We start from the raw sequence: 18,069 nt of genomic DNA on the forward strand, positions 1-18,069 counted from the left end.
CGTGATGACTGCGTCCCTGCCCGATTCGCCCCGCATCGAGATGTGGTTCGATTTCGCCAGCCCCTACAGCTACCTGGCCATCGAGCGCATCGACGCCCTGGCGCAGGATGCCGGCGTTCGGGTCGAGCTGCGCCCCTTTCTGCTGGGCCCGATCTTCCAGGCCCAGGGCTGGAACGACACGCCGTTCCGGCTCTTTCCCGGCAAGGGCGCCTACATGATGCGGGACATCGCCCGTCTGGCCGAGAAGTACGGGGTGGTCTACAAGCGGCCGCGCCTATTCCCGCGCATGAGCGTGCTGCCCGCACGCATCGCCCTGCTGGGCCAGGATGAGCCCTGGGGCCGGGATTTCTGCGTGGCGGTGTTCCGCGCCAATTTCCAGCATGACCAGGACATCCAGGCCGAGGACGTCGTGCACCAGCTGCTGACGGATCTTTCGCTGGACGCGGACGCGCTGATCGCCCGCGCCAAGTCCGAGGCCGCCAAGGAGGCGCTGCGGCGCCAGGTGGACCGCGCCCGCAACCTGGGCCTGTTCGGCGCGCCCACGTTCTTCGTGGACGGCGAAATGTTCTGGGGCAACGACCGGCTGGAGGATGCGCTGGACTGGACGCGCCGGGGTGCGCCCGCCAGCGCCTGGACGCCGCCCGCGGCCCGCGCCTGAGCCCAGACGCCGCACGAGTTTTTCGTCAAACCACCAACAAGCAATGAAGAACGCCAGCAGTGCCTATCGCGGTGCGCCCATGCCGGGCGGCCGTTCGTTCACGCAATTCCGCGCCGCCCGCATCAGGCGGGTGTCGTTCCAATGGGAACAGGCCGAGCACCTGCCCCAAGAACCGCCAAAAGACACCATCCCAAAAGAAGCCGGGTCCCTGACACCCTTCAAAAGAAGCCGTGTCTAACACCCTTCATCAGAAGCCGTGTCCGACACCCTTACGCCCCGCCGCCACGCACCGAACAGACGCTTCCCGGGTGTCTGACACGGGTGTCTGACACATAACGACATAACGCACATCTCCCCCTAGCCACGCCCCACCGGCGCCACCCGCGCCCACTCTTCATCCGAGTAAAGCCGCGAGCGCAGCAGGAAACGCTTGCCCTCGGCGCTGTCCAGCGAAAAGGCGCCGCCCCGGCCGGGCACGGCGTCGATGATGAGCTGGGTGTGTTCCCAGTAGGCGAACTGGTCCTCGCCCATGTAGAAGGGGCAGCCTTCCAGTTCGCCCAGCAGCACGTCCGAACCGCCCACCATGAATTCCCCCAGCGCATAGCACATGGGCGAACTGCCGTCGCAGCATCCGCCGGATTGGTGGAACATCAGCGGGCCGTGCTTGGCGCGCAGGGTTTCGATCAGTTCGCGCGCTTCGTCGGTCGCGACCACGCGCGGCGTGTGCTCTGCCATGATGTCGTCCTTTCGGGCGCGCCCGGCCGCAAGGCCAGGCGCGCCCGTCCTTCGCGGTTTGCGGCTTAGAAGAAGCCCAGTTTCTTCGGCGAGTAGCTCACCAGCAGGTTCTTCGTCTGCTGATAGTGGTTGAGCATCATCTTGTGGTTCTCGCGTCCGATGCCGGATTGCTTGTAGCCGCCGAACGCCGCGTGCGCCGGGTAGGCGTGGTAGCAGTTGGTCCACACGCGGCCGGCCTTGATCGCGCGTCCCATGCGATAGCACGTGTTCGCGTCGCGCGACCACACGCCGGCGCCCAGGCCGTAGAGCGTATCGTTGGCCAGGGCAAGCGCGTCATCGGCGTCCTTGAAGGTCGTCACCGCCACCACCGGGCCGAAGATTTCCTCCTGGAACACGCGCATCTTGTTGTGTCCCTTGAAAACCGTGGGCTGCACGTAGTAACCGCCTTCCAGCGCGCCCTGCATCTGCGCGCGCGAGCCGCCGGCCAGCACGTCGGCGCCTTCCTGCTTGCCGATGTCCAGGTACGACAGGATCTTCTCCAGCTGCTCGGTGGACGCCTGCGCGCCCAGCATGGTGTCCGCATCCAGCGGATTGCCCTGCTTGATCTCCGCGACGCGCTTCAAGGCGCGTTCCATGAACTTGTCGTACAGGGATTCCTGGATCAGCGCGCGGCTGGGGCAGGTGCAGACTTCGCCCTGGTTCAGCGCGAACATGACGAAGCCCTCAACGGCCTTGTCGAGGAAGTCGTCGTCCTGCGCGGCCACGTCGGCGAAGAAGATGTTGGGAGATTTGCCGCCCAGCTCCAGCGTGACCGGGATGATGTTCTGCGACGCGTACTGCATGATCAGGCGGCCGGTGGTGGTTTCGCCAGTGAAGGCGATCTTGGCGATGCGCTTGCTGGACGCCAGCGGCTTGCCGGCCTCCAGGCCGAAGCCCGTGACCACGTTCACCACGCCCGGAGGCAGGATGTCGGCGATCAGTTCCATCAGCAGCAGGATGCCCAGCGGCGTCTGTTCGGCGGGCTTGAGCACCACGCAGTTGCCGGCGGCCAGGGCGGGCGCCAGTTTCCACGCCGCCATCAGGATGGGGAAGTTCCACGGAATGATCTGTCCGACGACGCCCAGCGGCTCGTTGAAGTGATAGGCCACCGTGTCGTGGTCGATCTCGGACAGCCCGCCCTCCTGGCTGCGGATGCACGAGGCGAAATAGCGGAAGTGGTCGATCGCCAGCGGGATGTCGGCGGCGCGCGCCTCGCGGATGGGCTTGCCGTTGTCCCAGGTCTCGGCCGTGGCCAGGCGTTCCAGGTTCGCTTCCATGACGTCGGCGATCTGCATCAGCATGCGGGCGCGTTCGGCGGCGGGGGTGGAGCCCCATTTGGGAGCGGCGCGGTGCGCGGCGTCCAGCGCCAGCTCGATGTCGCGCTCCTTGGAGCGGGCGTTGCGGGTCAGGACCTGGCCCGTGACGGGGGTGACGTTGTCGAAATATTCGCCGTCTGCCGGCTTCTGCCACTTGCCGTCGATGAAATTGTCGTACTGGGTTTTGAGGTCGAGGCGCGTGCCGTAGGTGTCGGGGGTAACGCGGGTCGCGATGTCCATGCTTGTCTCCGGTATTGTGGGGATGCGGCAGTCGGCTGCCTGACCTGTATCAAGCAAGGAGCGTGCCAGCCCGGACTTATCCGCTGGACAGCCCACGCGGCACATGCGAAAGTAGATTTTCCAAGCGGGCGACGCACAGCGAATGTTCCTCGGCGTCCCCTCGGGGGGCAGCAAGCCCGCGCAAGCGGGTGCGGCGTGGGGGCCTTCCCCTCACCGTTGCGTTTTGCGACAGTGTCGCGGAACAGGTGTCGCAGAACGCCTGTCCAAGGAGACATGCATGGCCACTCAGTCCCGTCAGCACGCGCTGACGCAAGCGCGCCTGCTGTTCAACCAGCAGGGCGCGGTGCCCGGCGGCATGGTCGCCGAGCCCATCCTGCGATCATGGCGGCGCTGCGCCGACCTGGGTTTCGACATGCGCGGCGTGCGCCGGGCCGAACTCATGACGCAGGGAGAGCTGCGCGAGGCGCAGCAGCGCAATGAAGCGCTGCGCCGCATGTCCGAGCCCGCCATGTCCATGTTGCGCCGCCAGGCCGGCGGCAGCGGCAGCCTGGTCATCCTGTCCGACGCGCAAGGGCTGGTCCTGGACAGCGATGGCGACCTGGATTTCGCCCAGCGCGCTTCGCGCGTCGCGCTCATGCCCGGGGCGCCCTGGGACGAAGCCGCCGCAGGCACCAATGCCATCGGCACCGCGCTGGTGGAGGGCCAACCCATTACGGTCCACGGCGCCGAGCATTATTTCGAACCGAACCGTATCTTGACCTGCGCGGCGATCCCCATCGCCGACGGCGAAGGCCGCACGCTGGGCGTGCTGGACCTGTCCAGCCAGGCGCGCGAGGTGCGCCCGGACGTGCTGGAACTGGTGCGCGCTGCGGTGGACCTGATCGAGCACCGTTTGTTCGAGCAAGCCTACGAACAATATGCGGTGTTGCGGCTGCACGTGGATCATTCCGGTCTGGGTATGCCGGGCGAAGGTCTGATGGCGTTCGAGGGCGACCGGCTGGTCGGCGCGAACCGGTGCGCGTTGCAGGCCCTGGGCCTTGCGCCCACCGCCTTGGGCGTGTACCGCTACGCGGATGTTTTCGATGGAGACATCGACCGCTGCCCCGATGCAGCGGGCAGGGTGCAGACGCGTTCGGGCGCGGTGTATCACGCGCGCCTGCGGCTGCCGCGCTCCCGAGTCCGCCAGGCGCCGGCGCAGCCGGCCTCGCCGCCCGCCGGCCCCGCGCGCGTCGACACGCCGAATTTCGATACCGCGACCTTGGGCGCGCTGGCGCGCGCAGTGCATCTTTCCGATGCCGGCGTGGCGATCCTTCTGCAAGGCGAAACCGGCGTGGGCAAGGAAGTGTTCGCAAGGCAGCTGCACGCCCGCGGCAAGCGGGCGTCGGGGCCATTCGTGGCGGTGAACTGCGCCGCGTTGCCGGAAAGCCTGATCGAGTCCGAATTGTTCGGCTATGAAGAGGGCGCATTCACCGGCGCGCGCCGCCAGGGCAGCAAGGGCTTGCTGCGGCAGGCGCATGGCGGCGTGCTGTTCCTGGATGAGATCGGCGACATGCCGCTGATACTGCAATCGCGGCTGCTGCGCGTGCTGCAGACACGCGAGGTGTCGCCATTGGGCGCGGCGCGGCCGGTGCCGGTGGATTTCGCGCTGGTATGCGCAACGCATCGCCCGCTGGCGCATGAAGGTCCCGATGCGCCGGTGCGGCCCGACCTGTATTTCCGGATCGCCGAGTACACCGTCACGCTGGAGCCGCTGCGCGCACGCGCGGATCGCCTGGATCTGTTGCGCGGCCTGTGGGCGGCGCATGGCGCGGGCCCGGTCCTTCCTCCCGAGATCGAAGCCATCCTGATGGCCTATCCCTGGCCCGGCAACTACCGGCAGATGGTGGCGGTGCTGCGCACCTTGCACGTGCTGGCCGGGCCGGCGGGCAGAGTCGATGCCGACATGCTGCCCGCGGATATCCGCGGCGCGCCCAGCCTTCCTCCGTCCGCCAGCGCCGGCGATCCCGCCAATCTGCAGGCGATGACGGATGCCGCGATCCGCGATGCCCTGGCAGCCCATGGCGGCAACGTCAGCCGCGCGGCCCGCGCGTTGGGCGTGCACCGCAGCACCCTCTACCGCCGCTTGCCGCGCCCCGCCTGAGGGCGCTTTTCCAGTACCGCTCGCCACCCTCGGTGGCGGCGCGGCCTTGCCTGGGGCGGCTGTGCGCCGCTTGAAGAAAAACTATCTTTTGAAGATAAGTTAAGTATCCCTGCGCCTGGGAAGAACTGCTTACGATGCCCGCATCCCCTTCAACGCAGGTGATGACATGGCAAGCAACGAGCTGTTCTACGACGACTTCGAACCGGGCCGTCTCTTTCCTCCCTGCCGATACAGCATCGGCGCCGCCGATAGCGATGCATTCATCGGCACCTTCGATCATTCCCCCGTTCTCGACGCCGCAGGCCGCGCGGTGCCGGGCAATGGCGCGGCAAGCGCCGTGCGCAGCGTGCACCCGATCCTCGTCGGCAGCTTTCAGCCGCAGCACGCGGCGTTTTCCTGGCCCGTCGGCGTGCTGCATGCCCGTGAAAAGGTCCGCCTGCTGGCGCCGGTGTATCCGGGCGAGGAACTCGAGGCCAGCGTGCGGGTGAAGGACAAATACCTCAAGAACGACAAGCGTTTCGTCGTGCTGGAGATCACCGTCCGCAAGCTGGAAAACGCGCGCGTCGCCCTGGTGGCGGAGCGCAGCCTGGTTTGGCCCAACTGAGGAGGCGAGCATGGAATTCAAAACAGGCGACACATTCCGTTCCGCCGCGCGCGGGGTCGCGCAGGAAGACATCAACCGCTTCGGCGCGCTGCACGGCACGACGGGCAGGACGCACACCGATCCGGAGTACGCCGCCAAGAGCGTGTTCGGGGGCGTCATCGTGCAGGGCGCGCTGGTGATGGCCCCGGTCATGGACATGGCGGCCGAACTGCTGGGCGCGGGCTGGTACGACGGCTGCGAGATCGAAGCGAAGTTCGTGGCGTTCACGCGGCCGGGGGACGCGGTGGACGTGGAGTTCGAAGTGACGCGCAGTGAACCCGGATGGCTCGAGCTGGCCTACGCCTGCGCGCTGCCCGATGGGAAGAAGGTGCAGGTGGGGACCATCACCCGCCGTCTCGGCTGATTCTTACGCCATCTCTCAAAACAAGCATACGGAGACAATCTTGAAACGCATCCTGATCAGTCTTGCCTTTTCCTGCGCGGCGTTGAGCGCGACGGCCGCGCAGGCGGCGCCTTATCCCGACAAGCCGATACGCATGATCGTGCCCGCCGCGGCGGGCGGCGCCGCCGACACGCTGGCGCGCATGATAGGCCGCGGCCTAACGGAGAAGTTCGGCCAGCCCGTGGTGATCGAGAACAAGCCGGGCGCCGCGGCCATCGTGGGCATGTCCGCCATCGCCAAGGCGCCCGCCGACGGCTACACCCTGGGCATGACCTTCTCGGGCGCGATGTCGATCAATCCTTCGCTGTACCAGCAGCTGCCGTACGACCCCGTCAAGGACTTCGAACCCATCACCATCGTGGCGGTATCGCCCCTGGTCATCGCGGTCAGCCCCAAGCTGGGGCCGAAATCGCTGGGCGAATTCCTGGCCCTGGCGAAAAAGGATCCCGGCAAGCTGACCTTCGGATCGGCCGGCACCGGGTCCACGCAACATCTTTCCATGGAGCTGCTGAAGTCCACCGCAGGCGTGGACATGCTGCACGTGCCCTACAAGGGCAGCGCGGCGTCCCTGGTCGACGTGCAGTCGGGGCTGATCTCCGCGGTCAGCGACAACGCGATCACGCTGGTGCCGCTGATCCAGTCGGGGCAGCTCGTTCCGCTCGCGGTGGAAACGGCGCAGCGGATCCAGTCGCTGCCGCAGGTGCCGACGGTGGCCGAATCGGGCTATCCGGGATTCCAGGCCGCGGGCTGGTACGGACTGCTTGCGCCCGCCGGCACGCCCAAGCCCATCGTGGCCCAGCTCAACGCCACGCTGCGCGACATGGTGAGCAAACCCGACTTCACGCAATGGCTGCAGCAACAGGGCATGGAGCCGCAGACCGATACGCCCGAGGGCTTCGGCCGCTACATCGGGCAGGAAAAGGACAAGTGGGCCCAGGTCATCAAGACGGCCAAGGTGCCGATGCAGAAATCGCGCTGAATCGCGGCGGCGGCTCGCCGCCATCACTACAGGACAACCATGCAAGCCGTATCTTCCACGCTCAGCGGAAACATCCGCGTCATCATCATCGACAACCCTCCGGTCAACGCCACTTCGCAGGCGGTGCGCGCGGGCCTGATGCAGGCCATTGAACAGGCCGGCGCCGACGCCGCGGCCCAGGCCGTCGTGATCGCCTGCGCGGGCGCCACCTTCGTGGCCGGCGCGGACATCAAGGAATTCGGCAAGCCGCCGCTGGACCCGCATCTCTCCGTGGTCATCCATGCCATCGAGTCCAGCGCCAAGCCGGTCGTCGCGGCAATCCACGGCAACGCCCTGGGCGGCGGGCTGGAGCTGGCGCTGGGTTGCCACTACCGGGTGGCGGACCGGCGGGCCCGGCTGGGGCTGCCCGAGTCGACGCTGGGCATCATTCCGGGCGCCGGCGGCATTCCCCGGTTGTTGCGGCTGGTCGGCGTGGAAAGGGCGCTGGACATGGCGGCCGGCGGTAAACCCATCGGCGCGGCCGAGGCGCGCGAGGCGGGCCTGGTGGACGAACTGGCGCAAGACGACGTGCGCGCCGCCGCCATCACGTTCGCGGAACGTCTGCTGGCGCAGGGGCGGGGCGCTCGGCGCACGCGCGAGCTGCCGGTTCCGGCTTTCGATCCAGGCGTCTTCGATGCCGCGCGCGCGCGGTTCCAGGCGAGCCATCGGGGCCAGCTCGCGCCGCAGGCTTGCATGGACGTGGCGCAGCATGGCGTGTCCGCGGACTTCGACGAGAGCGTCGCCCATGGACGCGAGCGTTTCCGCGAGCTCGTCGCGTCGCCGCAGGCGGCGGCCTTGCGCCATGCTTTCTTCGCCGAGCGCGTCGCGACCAAGCCGGCGGGCCTGCCCGCCGAGGATGCCGCGCCGGTCCGCAAGGCCGGTGTCGTGGGCGCGGGCACCATGGGAACGGGCATCGCCATGTGCCTCCTGAACGCGGGCATTCCCGTCACCTTGGTGGAGCAGAACGAAAAGGTGCTGGCGGCCAGCGTGGAGACGATACGCAAGACCTACCGCAACGACGTGGCGAAAGGGCGCATCGGCGAAGACACGCGCGAAGCGCGCTGCAACGCGCTTGCGCCGACGCTCGAATACGGCGCGCTACGGGGCTGCGACCTGGTCGTGGAGGCGGTCTTCGAAGACATGGACGTGAAGCGGCAGGTGCTGGCCGCGATAGAAGAAGTCCTGGAGCCGGACGCCATCATCGCGTCCAACACGTCTTTCCTCGACATCGACGCGCTGGCCGCCGGGCTGCGACGGCCGGAGAACGTGGTGGGCATGCACTTCTTCAGCCCGGCCCACATCATGAAACTGCTGGAGAACGTGCGCGGGGCCCGCAGCTCGCCGCGCGCCCTGGCCTCGGCGCAGGCGTTGGGCAAGCGCCTGGGCAAGGTCGCGGTCATGGTAGGCGTGTCCGACGGCTTCGTCGGCAACCGCATGCTGGCGCGACGCACCCGCGAGTGCTATTTCATGCTGGAAGAGGGGGCGCTGCCCGAGCAGGTGGACCGCGTGCTGCGCGAGTTCGGCTTTCCCATGGGGCAGTTCCAGCTCAATGACCTGGCGGGCCTGGACGTCGCCTGGCGCAACCGGCAGAGCCGGCTGCACCGCCTGAGCGAACGCGAAGCGGCATGCGACATCCTTGACGAGATCGTCGCGTCGGGCCGCCTGGGCCAGAAGACGGGCGCGGGCTTCTACACCTACGACGAGAAGCGCAACCGTTCGGTGGATCCGGCGATCTCGGACCTCATCGTGCGCAATGCCGAAAGGCGCGGCATCCGGCGCCGCGCCATCTCCGACGACGAGATCCTGGAACGCTGCCTCTACGCCATGATCAATGAAGGCGCCCGCATCCTGGAAGAGGGCGTCGCCAGCCGGCCCGAGGACATCGACACCATCTGGCTCAACGGCTACGGATTTCCGCGCTTTCGCGGCGGGCCGATGTTCCATGCGGACCAGGTCGGCGCCGCCCGCATCTGCGAGCGGATCCGCCACTACGCCAGCCAGGCCGGCGAAGCGTACTGGACCCCGTCGCCCCTGCTGCTCGCCCAGGCCCGGGACGGCAGCGGCTTCTACTCGCGCTGACCTTCACCCGTCATCCAGGAATCCATCCTATGTCGATCAAAAGAGAACCGCCGCTTAGCGGCATCACCGTGCTGGACATGACCCGCATCATGGCGGGGCCCTGGTGCACCCAGAACCTGGCGGACCTGGGCGCCGAAGTGCTGAAGATCGAGCGTCCGCTGTCGGGCGACGATACCCGCGGCTGGGGGCCGCCCAACCTGATGGACGCCGCCGGGCGCCGGACGCAGGAATCTGCGTACTACCTGGCCGCCAACCGGAACAAGAAGTCGCTGGCGCTGGATGTCTCCACGCCGGCCGGCGCCGACGCGGTGCGCCGCCTGGCGGCCGGAGCGGACATATTCGTGGAGAACTTCAAGGTGGGCGGGCTGCGCAAGTACGGTTTGGACCATGCCAGCCTGATCGCCATGAACCCGCGGCTCATTTACTGCTCGATCACGGGGTTCGGACAGGACGGCCCCTACGCGGAAAAGCCCGGCTACGACTTCGTCATCCAGGCGCTGGGCGGCCTGATGAGCATCACCGGGGAGAAGGACGCGCTGCCCGGCGGTGGCCCACAGAAGGCCGGCAACGCCGCCGCGGACCTGATGGCCGGCATGTACGCCACCAGCGCCATCTTGGCGGCGCTGCACGAGCGGGGCCGCAGCGGCCTGGGCCAGCACATCGATATCTCCATGCTGGACTGCCAGGTGGCGGCGCTGGGCGTGCAGAACTTCAACTACTTCCTGTCGGGAGAAGTGCCGCGCCGCGAAGGCAATGCCCATGTCAACCTGTCGCCTTACCAGGTGTTCGAGGCCGCCGACGGGCACGTGGTGCTGGGCGTGGGCAACGACGGCCAGTTCCAGAAGTTCTGCCAGGCCGCCGGCCGCCCGGACCTGGGAGAGGATCCGCGCTACCTCACCAACACCGGCCGCGTGCTCGGCAAGGCCACGCTCATCCCGGAGCTGGAACGCCTCTTCCGCGCGCGGGGCCGCGACGAGTGGGTCAGGCTGCTGGACGCCGCTGGCGTGCCCGTGGGCGTGATCAACGATATCGCCCAGGTCCACGGAGATCCGCAGGTGCAGGCACGGGGCCTGAAGTTCTCGCTGCCGCATCCCGTATGCGGCAGCGTGCCCCAGGTCCGCAGCCCGATGCGTTTCTCGGACAGCCCGGTGGCCTACCGCAATGCCGCGCCCTTGCTGGGCGCCGACACCCGGGACGTTCTCAGCGCGAGGCTGGGATGCTCCGACACTGAAATCGCGGCGCTGCAGCAGCACGCCGCCAATGGAGGATCGCGATGACCGGCGCATCAACCGCAGCCGTGGGCGTCGAACGGCAGTATTTCGACCACCTGGCGCAGGGCCGCTTCCTGATACAGCATTGCTCCGCATGCCGCCGCCACGTCTTTTATCCGCGTGAGATCTGCCCGCATTGCGGCGGCGATGCGCTGGATTGGGTCGCGCCCGCGGGCCGGGCGACGGTCTACAGCTTCACTACCGTGGCGCGCAAACCCGAGGCGGGCGGCGACTACAACGTGTCGCTGGTCGACCTGGAGGAGGGGGTGCGCATGATGTCCTGCGTGGTGGGCATGCCGCCCGATCAGGTGCGCATCGGCATGGCCGTGCAGGCCTTGATCGGCGAGCGCGACGGCGCGCCGGCGGTGCTGTTCGAGGAGGCGAGATGAACTACCGGCAACTTCGGGGCAAGACGGCCATCGCCGGTGTCGGCCACTTCGGGCTGGGCCAGGCGCCGGGCTATACGGACATGGAGCTGTTGACGCGCGCCGCGCATGCCGCCGTGCGGGACGCGGGGCTGACGCTGCGGGACATCGACGGCATCGCGACGTCCAGCGTGGCCGCCAGCATGTGGCCGATGTCCGTCATCGAGACGCTGGGCATCCGGCCGACTTACATCGACGGCACCTGCCTGGGCGGGTCCAGTTTCATGTCCTACATCCTGGCGGCCGCGCATGCGTTGGAATCGGGGCAGTGCAATGCCGTGCTCGTTTGTTACGGCAGCGCGCAGAAAACCGCCGCGGTCGGCCGTTCGGCGATCGCCGGCGCCCGCAAGGCGCTGGATCCCCAGCCCCACGAGGCGCCTTATGCGCCCCTGAATCCGCCCAGCGCCTACGCGCTGGCGGCCAGGCGTCACATGCACCAGTTCGGCACGCGCCGCGAGGACCTTGCCGAGGTCGCGGTGGCGGCGCGCCGCTGGGCCCGGCTCAACCCCGAGGCGCACTCCCGGGATCCGCTCTCGATCGAGGACGTGCTTGGCGCCCGCATGGTGTCGGATCCGCTGACCGTGCGGGACTGCTGCCTGGTGACGGACGGGGCGGGCGCCTTCGTCATGGTGCGGGCCGACCGCGCCAGGGACCTGCCCCGGCCGCCGGCCTATATCATGGGCAGCGCCACGGCGGTATGGAACCGCCAGATTTCCGCCATGGAGGACCTGACCATGACGGCGGCGAGGCAGTCCGGCGCGCTGGCCTTCGACATGGCGGGCTGCCGTCCCGCCGACATCGACGTGGCCGAGCTATACGACGCCTTCACCATCAATACCATTCTGTTCCTGGAGGACCTGGGCTTTTGCCCCAAGGGAGAAGGCGGGGCCTTCGTGCGCGGGGGCGGCATCGCTCCGGGCGGCCGCCTGCCAGTGAACACGAATGGAGGAGGGCTGTCCTGCGTGCACCCGGGCATGTACGGCGTATTCCTGGTGATCGAGGCGGTGCGCCAGTTGCGTGGCGAGGCGGGGCAGCGGCAGGTCAAGGACGTCCGCCTCGCGCTGGCCCACGGCAACGGCGGCACGCTGTCGAGCCAGTCCACCGTCATCCTGGGTTCCGCGGAGACGCTTTAGCCGTTCAGGCCGCCCGCGCGATGTCGTAGATTTCCTCGATCAGCGCGGCGCGGACCGATTGCCGGTTCCACAGCAGGCCGACGCTGCGGAAATGCTCGTTGCCGGGCAGCGGGACCTTGCGCAGCTTGGGATTCGCCGCCAGTTCGCCGGCGCCGTCCGGGATCAGGGTCACGCCCAGCCCCTGGGCAACGAGCAGGGCGATGACCTCGATGGACGCGGTTTCGATGCGGATCTTCGGCCGTATGCTGTGCTGGCGGAAATAGTTGGTGGCAAGCTGCCCGCCCCACAGTTTCCGGTCGTAGCAGATCAGCGGGTTGGCGCGCAGCAGCTGGTGCGGGTCGGTTTCCGCCAGCGAGGCCGGCGCCAGCACCACCAGCGGCTCGTCGCGGACGCGCCGCCATTCGAGGTTCTTGGGCATCTGGAACTGGGGCTGGAGGATCAGCGCCGCGTCCATTTCACCGTCGCATATCTTGCTGTAGAGATTGACGGAATAGCCCTTGACCAGGCTTATCTCCAGATTGGGGTACCGGGCGATGAGCCGCGCCAGCAGCGGCGGCATAAGCGTCGTCATGGCGGAATCGAACGCGCCCAGGGTCAGGTGGCCGAACACCACAGGCCCCTGCGACGCGGCCTTGAGGTTGCGGACCTCTTCCATGACGTGTTTGGCCTGCGCCAGGATCTGGGCGCCCTCGACCGTAGGCTTGACCGTGCGCCCGGAGCGCACGACCAGCTTGAAACCGAGTTCGTCCTCGATTTTCTTGATGCGCTGGTTCACCGCCGCCGGGGTCAGGCCGTTCTTCCGCGCGACCTCGGCTATCGAGCCGTGCTCGATGACCTGGATGAAATTGAGCAGGAAGGAAGTATCCATGGGCTCCTGGCGGGTCCGGGGCGGGCCGCGCCCGGCGCGCGAGGCCGCCGGCGGGGGCTAGCCGACCAGGCGCGCTAGCTCCACTCCCGGATCCTTGGCGCGCATGAAGGCCTCGCCCACCAGGAAGGCGTCGACCTTGTGTTCGCGCATCAGCTTCACGTCTTCCGGCTTGAGGATGCCGCTTTCCGTCACGACGCGCTTGCCCGGGGGGATGCGCGGCAGGAGGTCCAGCGTGTTCGAGAGGCTGGTTTCGAAGGTGCGCAGATTGCGGTTGTTGATGCCCAGCAAGGGCGTTTTCATTTCCAGCGCGATGTCCAGTTCCTTGGCGTCGTGAACTTCCACCAGCACGTCCATGCCCAGCTCCATCGCCAGGGTTTCCATGTCGCGCAGCTGCGCCGGGGAGAGCGCGGCCACGATCAGCAGCACGCAGTCCGCGCCCATGGCGCGCGCGGCGATGATCTGGTAGGGGTCGATCACGAAGTCCTTGCGCAGGACCGGCAGCGAGCAGGCCGCGCGCGCCTGGCGCAGGTGGTCGTGGGAGCCCTGGAAGAACTGCACGTCGGTCAGCACGGACAGGCAGGCCGCGCCGTGCACCGCATAGGAGGAGGCAATTTCGACAGGGTTGAAGGTGTCGCGCAGCACGCCCTTGGAGGGCGAGGCTTTCTTGATTTCGGCGATGACGCCGGCCTTGCCCTGCGAGATCTTGTCTTCGATGGCCTGGGCGAAGCCGCGGACGTCTTGCCGGGCCTGCGCCTCGCGCAGGACTTCGGCTTCGCTGCGCATCTGGCGGGCGGCGGCGACTTCCTCGACCTTGACGGCGAGGATCTTCGCAAGAATATCGTTCATTTCTGGAATTTCCGGGTATATGCGCAGAATTCTTCCAGCTTGGCTCGTGCCGCGCCGGTGGAAATCAGTTCAAATGCTAGCGCTAAGGCTGCGGGAATGGAATCGGCTTTATTGCCGGCATAGATGGCGAGCCCGGCGTTGAGCGCGACAATGTCGCGGGCCGTGCCCTCGACATTCTCGAGCGCTTCAATGACAAGCTCGCGCGATTGTTCGCGATTGGACACCTTGATGCTCCGGTTGGACATCATGGATAGCCCGTAGTCCTCGGGGTGGATCTCGTATTCGAGGACTTTGCCGTCCTTGAGTTCCCCGACCATGGTGGCGCCGCCCAGCGAGGCTTCGTCCATGCCGTCCTTGCCATGCACGACCAGCACGTGGCGCGAGCCCAGGCGTTCCAGCACGCGGACCTGGATGCCGACCAGGTCGGGGTGGAATACGCCCATGAGCTGGTTGGCGGCGCCGGCCGGGTTGGTCAGGGGGCCGAGGATGTTGAAGATCGTCCGGACGGCCAGTTCCTTGCGCACCGCCGCCACGTTCTTCATGGCGCCATGGTGGGCAGGGGCGAACATGAAGCCGATGCCGGTGGCCTGGATGCACTCGGCCACTTCCTCGGGCGTCAGCACGAGGTTGGCGCCCAGGGCTTCCAGCACGTCGGCGCTGCCGCTGGAGGACGAGGCGCTGCGGTTGCCGTGCTTGGCGATCGGCACGCCGGCCGCCGCGGCCACGAACATGGCGGTGGTGGAAATGTTGAAGGTATGGCTGCCGTCGCCGCCCGTGCCGCACATGTCCAGCAGGTCTTCGGGGTTGGGGGTGGCCACGGGCGTGGCGAATTCACGCATGACCTGCGCGGCCGCCGTGATCTCGCCGATGGTTTCCTTTTTCACGCGCAGGCCCATCAGCAGGGCGCTTGCGATCTGCGGCGACATCTCGCCGCGCATCAGCATGCGCATCAGATGCAGCATTTCGTCGTGGAAAATTTCGCGGTGTTCAATGCAGCGCGTCAGCGCTTCGGAGGGGGAAATCGTCACGATGCTTCCTTCTTAGGCGAGGTTCAGGAAATTGCGCAGCAGGGCATGGCCATGCTCGCTGAGCACGGACTCGGGGTGGAACTGTACTCCGTATAGCGGCAGAGTTTTGTGGCGCACGCCCATGATGTCTCCATCGGGGGCGGTCGCCGTTACCTCCAGGCACTCGGGCAGGGTGTCGGGGTCTATGGTGAGGGAGTTGTAACGGATGGCCGTGTACGGGGTGGGCAGGCCGGAGAAGATATCGGTGCCGGTATGCGAGATACGCACGGTCTTGCCGTGCATGATCTGCTGCGCGCGGACGATGTCGCCGCCATAGGCGGCGCCGATGGCCTGGTGGCCCAGGCATACGCCCAGGATGGGTTTCTTGCCCGCGAAGGCCTGGATGACAGGCACGGAGATGCCGGCCTCGGCGGGGGAGCAGGGGCCGGGCGACACGCAGATGCGGTCCGGGTTCATGGCGGCGATCTCTTCCAGCGTGATCTGGTCGTTGCGCGCCACGCGCACCTCTTCGCCCAGCTCGCCGAAGTATTGGACCAGGTTGTAGGTAAAAGAATCGTAATTGTCGATCATCAGCAGCATTGTTTTCTCCTGTCGGGCCGTCCGGCGGCCCGGGGGTGTCCGGGTTGAGCCGCGCGGGCCTCAGATGGGTTCGTCCAGGCCGTGTTGCACCTGCTCCGCCGCGCGCAGCACGGCGCGGGCCTTGGCTTCGGTCTCGGCCCATTCGGCTTCGGGGCTGGAATCGGCCACGATGCCGGCCGCGGCCTGCACGTACAGCGTGCCGTCCTTGATGACGCCGGTGCGGATCGCGATGGCCACGTCCATTTCGCCGCCATAGCTGAGGTAGCCGGCCGCGCCGCCGTAGATGCCGCGGCGCACGGGCTCCAGCTCGTCGATGATCTTCATGGCCTCGACCTTGGGCGCGCCAGTCAGGGTGCCGGCCGGAAATACGGCACGTAGCACGTCCATGCTGCTCAGGCCGGCGTCGCCGGGCCGCCCCAAGGCGCCGGCAGCCCCCTCGGGGGGCAGCGAACCCAGTGAGCGTGGGGGCATCTTCTTGGAGTTGAGCGTGCCGGTGACGTTGGACACCAGGTGCATGACGTGCGAATAGCGTTCGATCACCATGGTGTCGCTGACCTTGACCGAACCCACCTGGGCCACGCGGCCCACGTCGTTGCGCGCCAGGTCGATCAGCATCACGTGTTCGGCCACTTCCTTGGGGTCGGCCTTCAGTTCGGCGGCCAGGGCGGCGTCCTCCTCGGGCGTGCCGCCGCGCTTCCTGGTGCCGGCCAGGGGACGGATCGTGATCTGCGACTTGGCCTCGCCGTTCTCCACCACGCGCTCCTGGCGCACCAGGATCTCGGGCGACGCGCCGACCACCTGGAAGTCGCCGAAGTTCCAGAAGTACATGTAGGGGGAGGGATTGAGGGACCGCAGGGCGCGGTAGAGGGAGAGGGGGGAGTCGCGGAAGGGCTTGGCGATGACCTGGCCGATCTGTACCTGCATCAGGTCGCCCGCGGCGATGTGCTCCTTGGCGCGGCGCACGGCGGCCAGATAGTCTTCCTTTTTGAAGTCGCGCCGCTCTTCGGTCTGCATGCTGGCGTGGCTGTAGGGGATTTCCACCGGGCGCCGCAGGCGGACGCGCAGGTCGTGCAGGCGCTGCTGGGCGCGGCTGTAGGCCTCGGGCTGGCTGGGATCCGCGTAGACCATCAGGTAGATGCGGCCGGCCAGATTGTCCACGATGACCAGTTCGTCCACGTGCATCAGCATCAGGTCGGGCGTGCCGCCTTCCATGCCGGCGGGAAACGGCTTGACCGCGGGGCCCAGGCAGGGCTCGATGTGGCGCACCGTGTCGTAGCCGAAATAACCGGCCAGGCCGCCGCAGAAACGCGGCATGCCGGGGCGCAGGGCGACCTTGAAGCGGCTTTGGTATTGCTCGATGAAGGCCAGCGGGTCGCCGTCATGGGTTTCGGCGATCTTGCCGTCGTGCAGCACTTCGGTGCGGGTGCCGCTGGCGCGGATCACCGTGCGGGCCGGCAGGCCGATGAAGGAATAGCGGCCGAAACGTTCGCCGCCCACCACCGATTCCATCAGGCAGGTCATGCGGCCCGCCAGGGGGCCGGCATGCGCCAGCTTCAGGTAGATGCCGAGGGGAGTGTCCAGGTCGGCATAGGTTTCGGCAACCAGCGGGATGCGGTTGTAGCCTTCCGCGGCGAGGGCCTTGAATTCGATTTCGGTCATGTCGGGTCTCGTAAGCGATTGATTTGCTATCGGACCAGGCGCACAACAAAAAAGCCCGGTCCAGGTTACTGGTTCCGGGCTTGGCTCTGTGGTTACACAGCTACGGCACTAGGCGGCATACGCGTCCAGGGCCGGGAGGGATCATCGCCACCCGGAAGACAAACGCCACCAGCGCCACGAGGCGCCGAGCATTTGGTTCTGGATGGAAGCGTTCATTGAGCTGTATTTGGATTCGGGTGCTGAATTTGCGTCAAGCGTGCCTGCGAGCCGCCAGAGGCATCAAGAGCCGGTTTTTGCCGCGTTCTGGTTCTGATTCCAGACCGCGATCCACTGGGCGGCGTCGACTAGCGTGTCAACTATACCATCGACATCCAGCTCGCGCACGTCCCTTCCTTCGTTGTAGCCATATGGCACCACCAGCACCTGCGTGCCGGCGCTGCGGCCGGCCTGGGCGTCATTAAGGGAATCGCCGATGGTCACGGCCTCGCCCACGGAGACGCCGAGCAGCTCGCAGGCATGCAGGACCTGGTCGGGATCCGGCTTGCGGCGCGCGCAGGTGTCGCCGCAGACCACCGCCTCGAAAAAGCCCGCCAGGCCCGTGCGCTGCAGCAGCGGCAGCGTGAACTCGGTCGGCTTGTTGGTGACGACCGCGAGCTTCAGGCCGTGGTCGCGCATGTGCTTCAGGCCGTCGATGACGCCCGGATAGACCATCGCCTTTTCGCCATTGACCAGGTGGTAGTGGCGGAAGAACGCCGCGCGGGCGCGTTCGAATTCGGCCGGTTCCGGGGCGGCTCCGTCGAGGCTGCCCGCCAGGCTGCGGCGGACCAGGTTGTCCACGCCCTTGCCCACGAAGGTGGCCACCACGTCCTCGCGCAGCGGGGACATGCCCAGCTCCACGCGCATGGCATTGGCGGCGAAGGCCAGGTCGGGAATGGAATCGAGGAGGGTGCCGTCGAGATCCAGCAGCGCGGCGCGAAAAGCGGTCATGT

Annotated in this window: 18 protein-coding genes; 10 read left to right on the forward strand and 8 right to left on the reverse strand. The window is 67.3% G+C overall.

What is annotated here, in order from left to right:
- The first annotated feature begins 4 nt into the window (after positions 1-4).
- Together JL37_RS03605 and JL37_RS29900 are read left to right on the forward strand one after the other, a co-directional pair.
- Complete coding sequence (locus JL37_RS03605) at positions 5-658, forward strand: 2-hydroxychromene-2-carboxylate isomerase (protein WP_043542049.1); 654 nt, start codon at positions 5-7, stop codon at positions 656-658.
- Between the two features lie 43 nt (positions 659-701).
- Entirely contained in the window at positions 702-896 is a 195-nt protein-coding gene (locus JL37_RS29900) for a hypothetical protein (RefSeq protein WP_081954969.1), read from the forward strand.
- Between the two features lie 119 nt (positions 897-1,015).
- On the opposite strand, the gene JL37_RS03610 is transcribed toward JL37_RS29900, so the two are convergent.
- On the reverse strand, positions 1,016-1,393 hold the full coding sequence (locus JL37_RS03610; RefSeq protein ID WP_043542050.1) for a DUF779 domain-containing protein: 378 nt from the start codon (positions 1,391-1,393) through the stop codon (positions 1,016-1,018).
- A 65-nt stretch (positions 1,394-1,458) separates the two neighbouring features.
- A complete protein-coding gene (gene adh, locus JL37_RS03615; protein WP_052096833.1) occupies positions 1,459-2,988 on the reverse strand; it encodes an aldehyde dehydrogenase in 1,530 nt (509 codons plus the stop codon).
- Positions 2,989-3,265: 277 nt separating this feature from the next.
- Between adh and JL37_RS03620 the strand changes: the two genes are divergently transcribed.
- The 8 genes from JL37_RS03620 to JL37_RS03655 all read left to right on the forward strand — a co-directional run bounded on the left by JL37_RS03620 (position 3,266) and on the right by JL37_RS03655 (position 12,100).
- Positions 3,266-5,128 (forward strand): sigma-54-dependent Fis family transcriptional regulator, encoded by a 1,863-nt coding sequence (locus tag JL37_RS03620; protein WP_043542051.1) that lies wholly within the window; start codon positions 3,266-3,268, stop codon positions 5,126-5,128.
- A gap of 166 nt (positions 5,129-5,294) precedes the next feature.
- On the forward strand, positions 5,295-5,732 hold the full coding sequence (locus tag JL37_RS03625) for a MaoC family dehydratase (protein WP_043542052.1): 438 nt from the start codon (positions 5,295-5,297) through the stop codon (positions 5,730-5,732).
- Positions 5,733-5,742: 10 nt separating this feature from the next.
- On the forward strand, positions 5,743-6,135 hold the full coding sequence (locus JL37_RS03630; protein WP_043542053.1) for a MaoC family dehydratase: 393 nt from the start codon (positions 5,743-5,745) through the stop codon (positions 6,133-6,135).
- 40 nt (positions 6,136-6,175) lie between these two features.
- Positions 6,176-7,153 (forward strand): tripartite tricarboxylate transporter substrate binding protein, encoded by a 978-nt coding sequence (locus JL37_RS03635; protein WP_043542056.1) that lies wholly within the window; start codon positions 6,176-6,178, stop codon positions 7,151-7,153.
- A gap of 39 nt (positions 7,154-7,192) precedes the next feature.
- Entirely contained in the window at positions 7,193-9,271 is a 2,079-nt protein-coding gene (locus JL37_RS03640; RefSeq protein WP_043542059.1) for a 3-hydroxyacyl-CoA dehydrogenase NAD-binding domain-containing protein, read from the forward strand.
- Positions 9,272-9,300: 29 nt separating this feature from the next.
- Positions 9,301-10,548 carry a CaiB/BaiF CoA-transferase family protein gene (locus JL37_RS03645; RefSeq protein ID WP_043542060.1) on the forward strand — a complete coding sequence of 416 codons (1,248 nt, stop codon included), beginning with the start codon at positions 9,301-9,303 and terminating at the stop codon, positions 10,546-10,548.
- Positions 10,545-10,931 carry a Zn-ribbon domain-containing OB-fold protein gene (locus tag JL37_RS03650; RefSeq protein WP_043542061.1) on the forward strand — a complete coding sequence of 129 codons (387 nt, stop codon included), beginning with the start codon at positions 10,545-10,547 and terminating at the stop codon, positions 10,929-10,931. Before JL37_RS03645 ends, JL37_RS03650 begins: the two co-directional genes overlap by 4 nt.
- The gene (locus tag JL37_RS03655; protein WP_043542063.1) at positions 10,928-12,100 is read left to right on the forward strand and encodes a thiolase; all 1,173 of its coding nucleotides are present in this window, start codon (positions 10,928-10,930) and stop codon (positions 12,098-12,100) included. Before JL37_RS03650 ends, JL37_RS03655 begins: the two co-directional genes overlap by 4 nt.
- A gap of 4 nt (positions 12,101-12,104) precedes the next feature.
- Here the strand turns inward: JL37_RS03655 and JL37_RS03660 are convergent, their stop codons facing one another.
- The 6 genes from JL37_RS03660 to JL37_RS03685 all read right to left on the reverse strand — a co-directional run bounded on the left by JL37_RS03660 (position 12,105) and on the right by JL37_RS03685 (position 18,067).
- Positions 12,105-12,968: a LysR family transcriptional regulator gene (locus JL37_RS03660; protein WP_043542065.1), complete on the reverse strand. Its 864-nt coding sequence runs from the start codon at positions 12,966-12,968 to the stop codon at positions 12,105-12,107.
- Between the two features lie 57 nt (positions 12,969-13,025).
- Positions 13,026-13,814 carry an indole-3-glycerol phosphate synthase TrpC gene (gene trpC, locus JL37_RS03665; protein WP_043542066.1) on the reverse strand — a complete coding sequence of 263 codons (789 nt, stop codon included), beginning with the start codon at positions 13,812-13,814 and terminating at the stop codon, positions 13,026-13,028.
- Entirely contained in the window at positions 13,811-14,842 is a 1,032-nt protein-coding gene (gene trpD, locus JL37_RS03670) for an anthranilate phosphoribosyltransferase (RefSeq protein ID WP_043542067.1), read from the reverse strand. Before trpD ends, trpC begins: the two co-directional genes overlap by 4 nt.
- A gap of 12 nt (positions 14,843-14,854) precedes the next feature.
- Entirely contained in the window at positions 14,855-15,421 is a 567-nt protein-coding gene (locus JL37_RS03675) for an aminodeoxychorismate/anthranilate synthase component II (protein WP_043542068.1), read from the reverse strand.
- A gap of 60 nt (positions 15,422-15,481) precedes the next feature.
- Positions 15,482-17,080: an anthranilate synthase component I family protein gene (locus JL37_RS03680; RefSeq protein WP_043542069.1), complete on the reverse strand. Its 1,599-nt coding sequence runs from the start codon at positions 17,078-17,080 to the stop codon at positions 15,482-15,484.
- A gap of 279 nt (positions 17,081-17,359) precedes the next feature.
- Positions 17,360-18,067: a phosphoglycolate phosphatase gene (locus JL37_RS03685; protein WP_043542070.1), complete on the reverse strand. Its 708-nt coding sequence runs from the start codon at positions 18,065-18,067 to the stop codon at positions 17,360-17,362.
- Positions 18,068-18,069 lie beyond the last annotated feature (2 nt).

Source organism: Achromobacter sp. RTa, assembly GCF_000757485.1.
GTDB lineage: Bacteria > Pseudomonadota > Gammaproteobacteria > Burkholderiales > Burkholderiaceae_B > Achromobacter.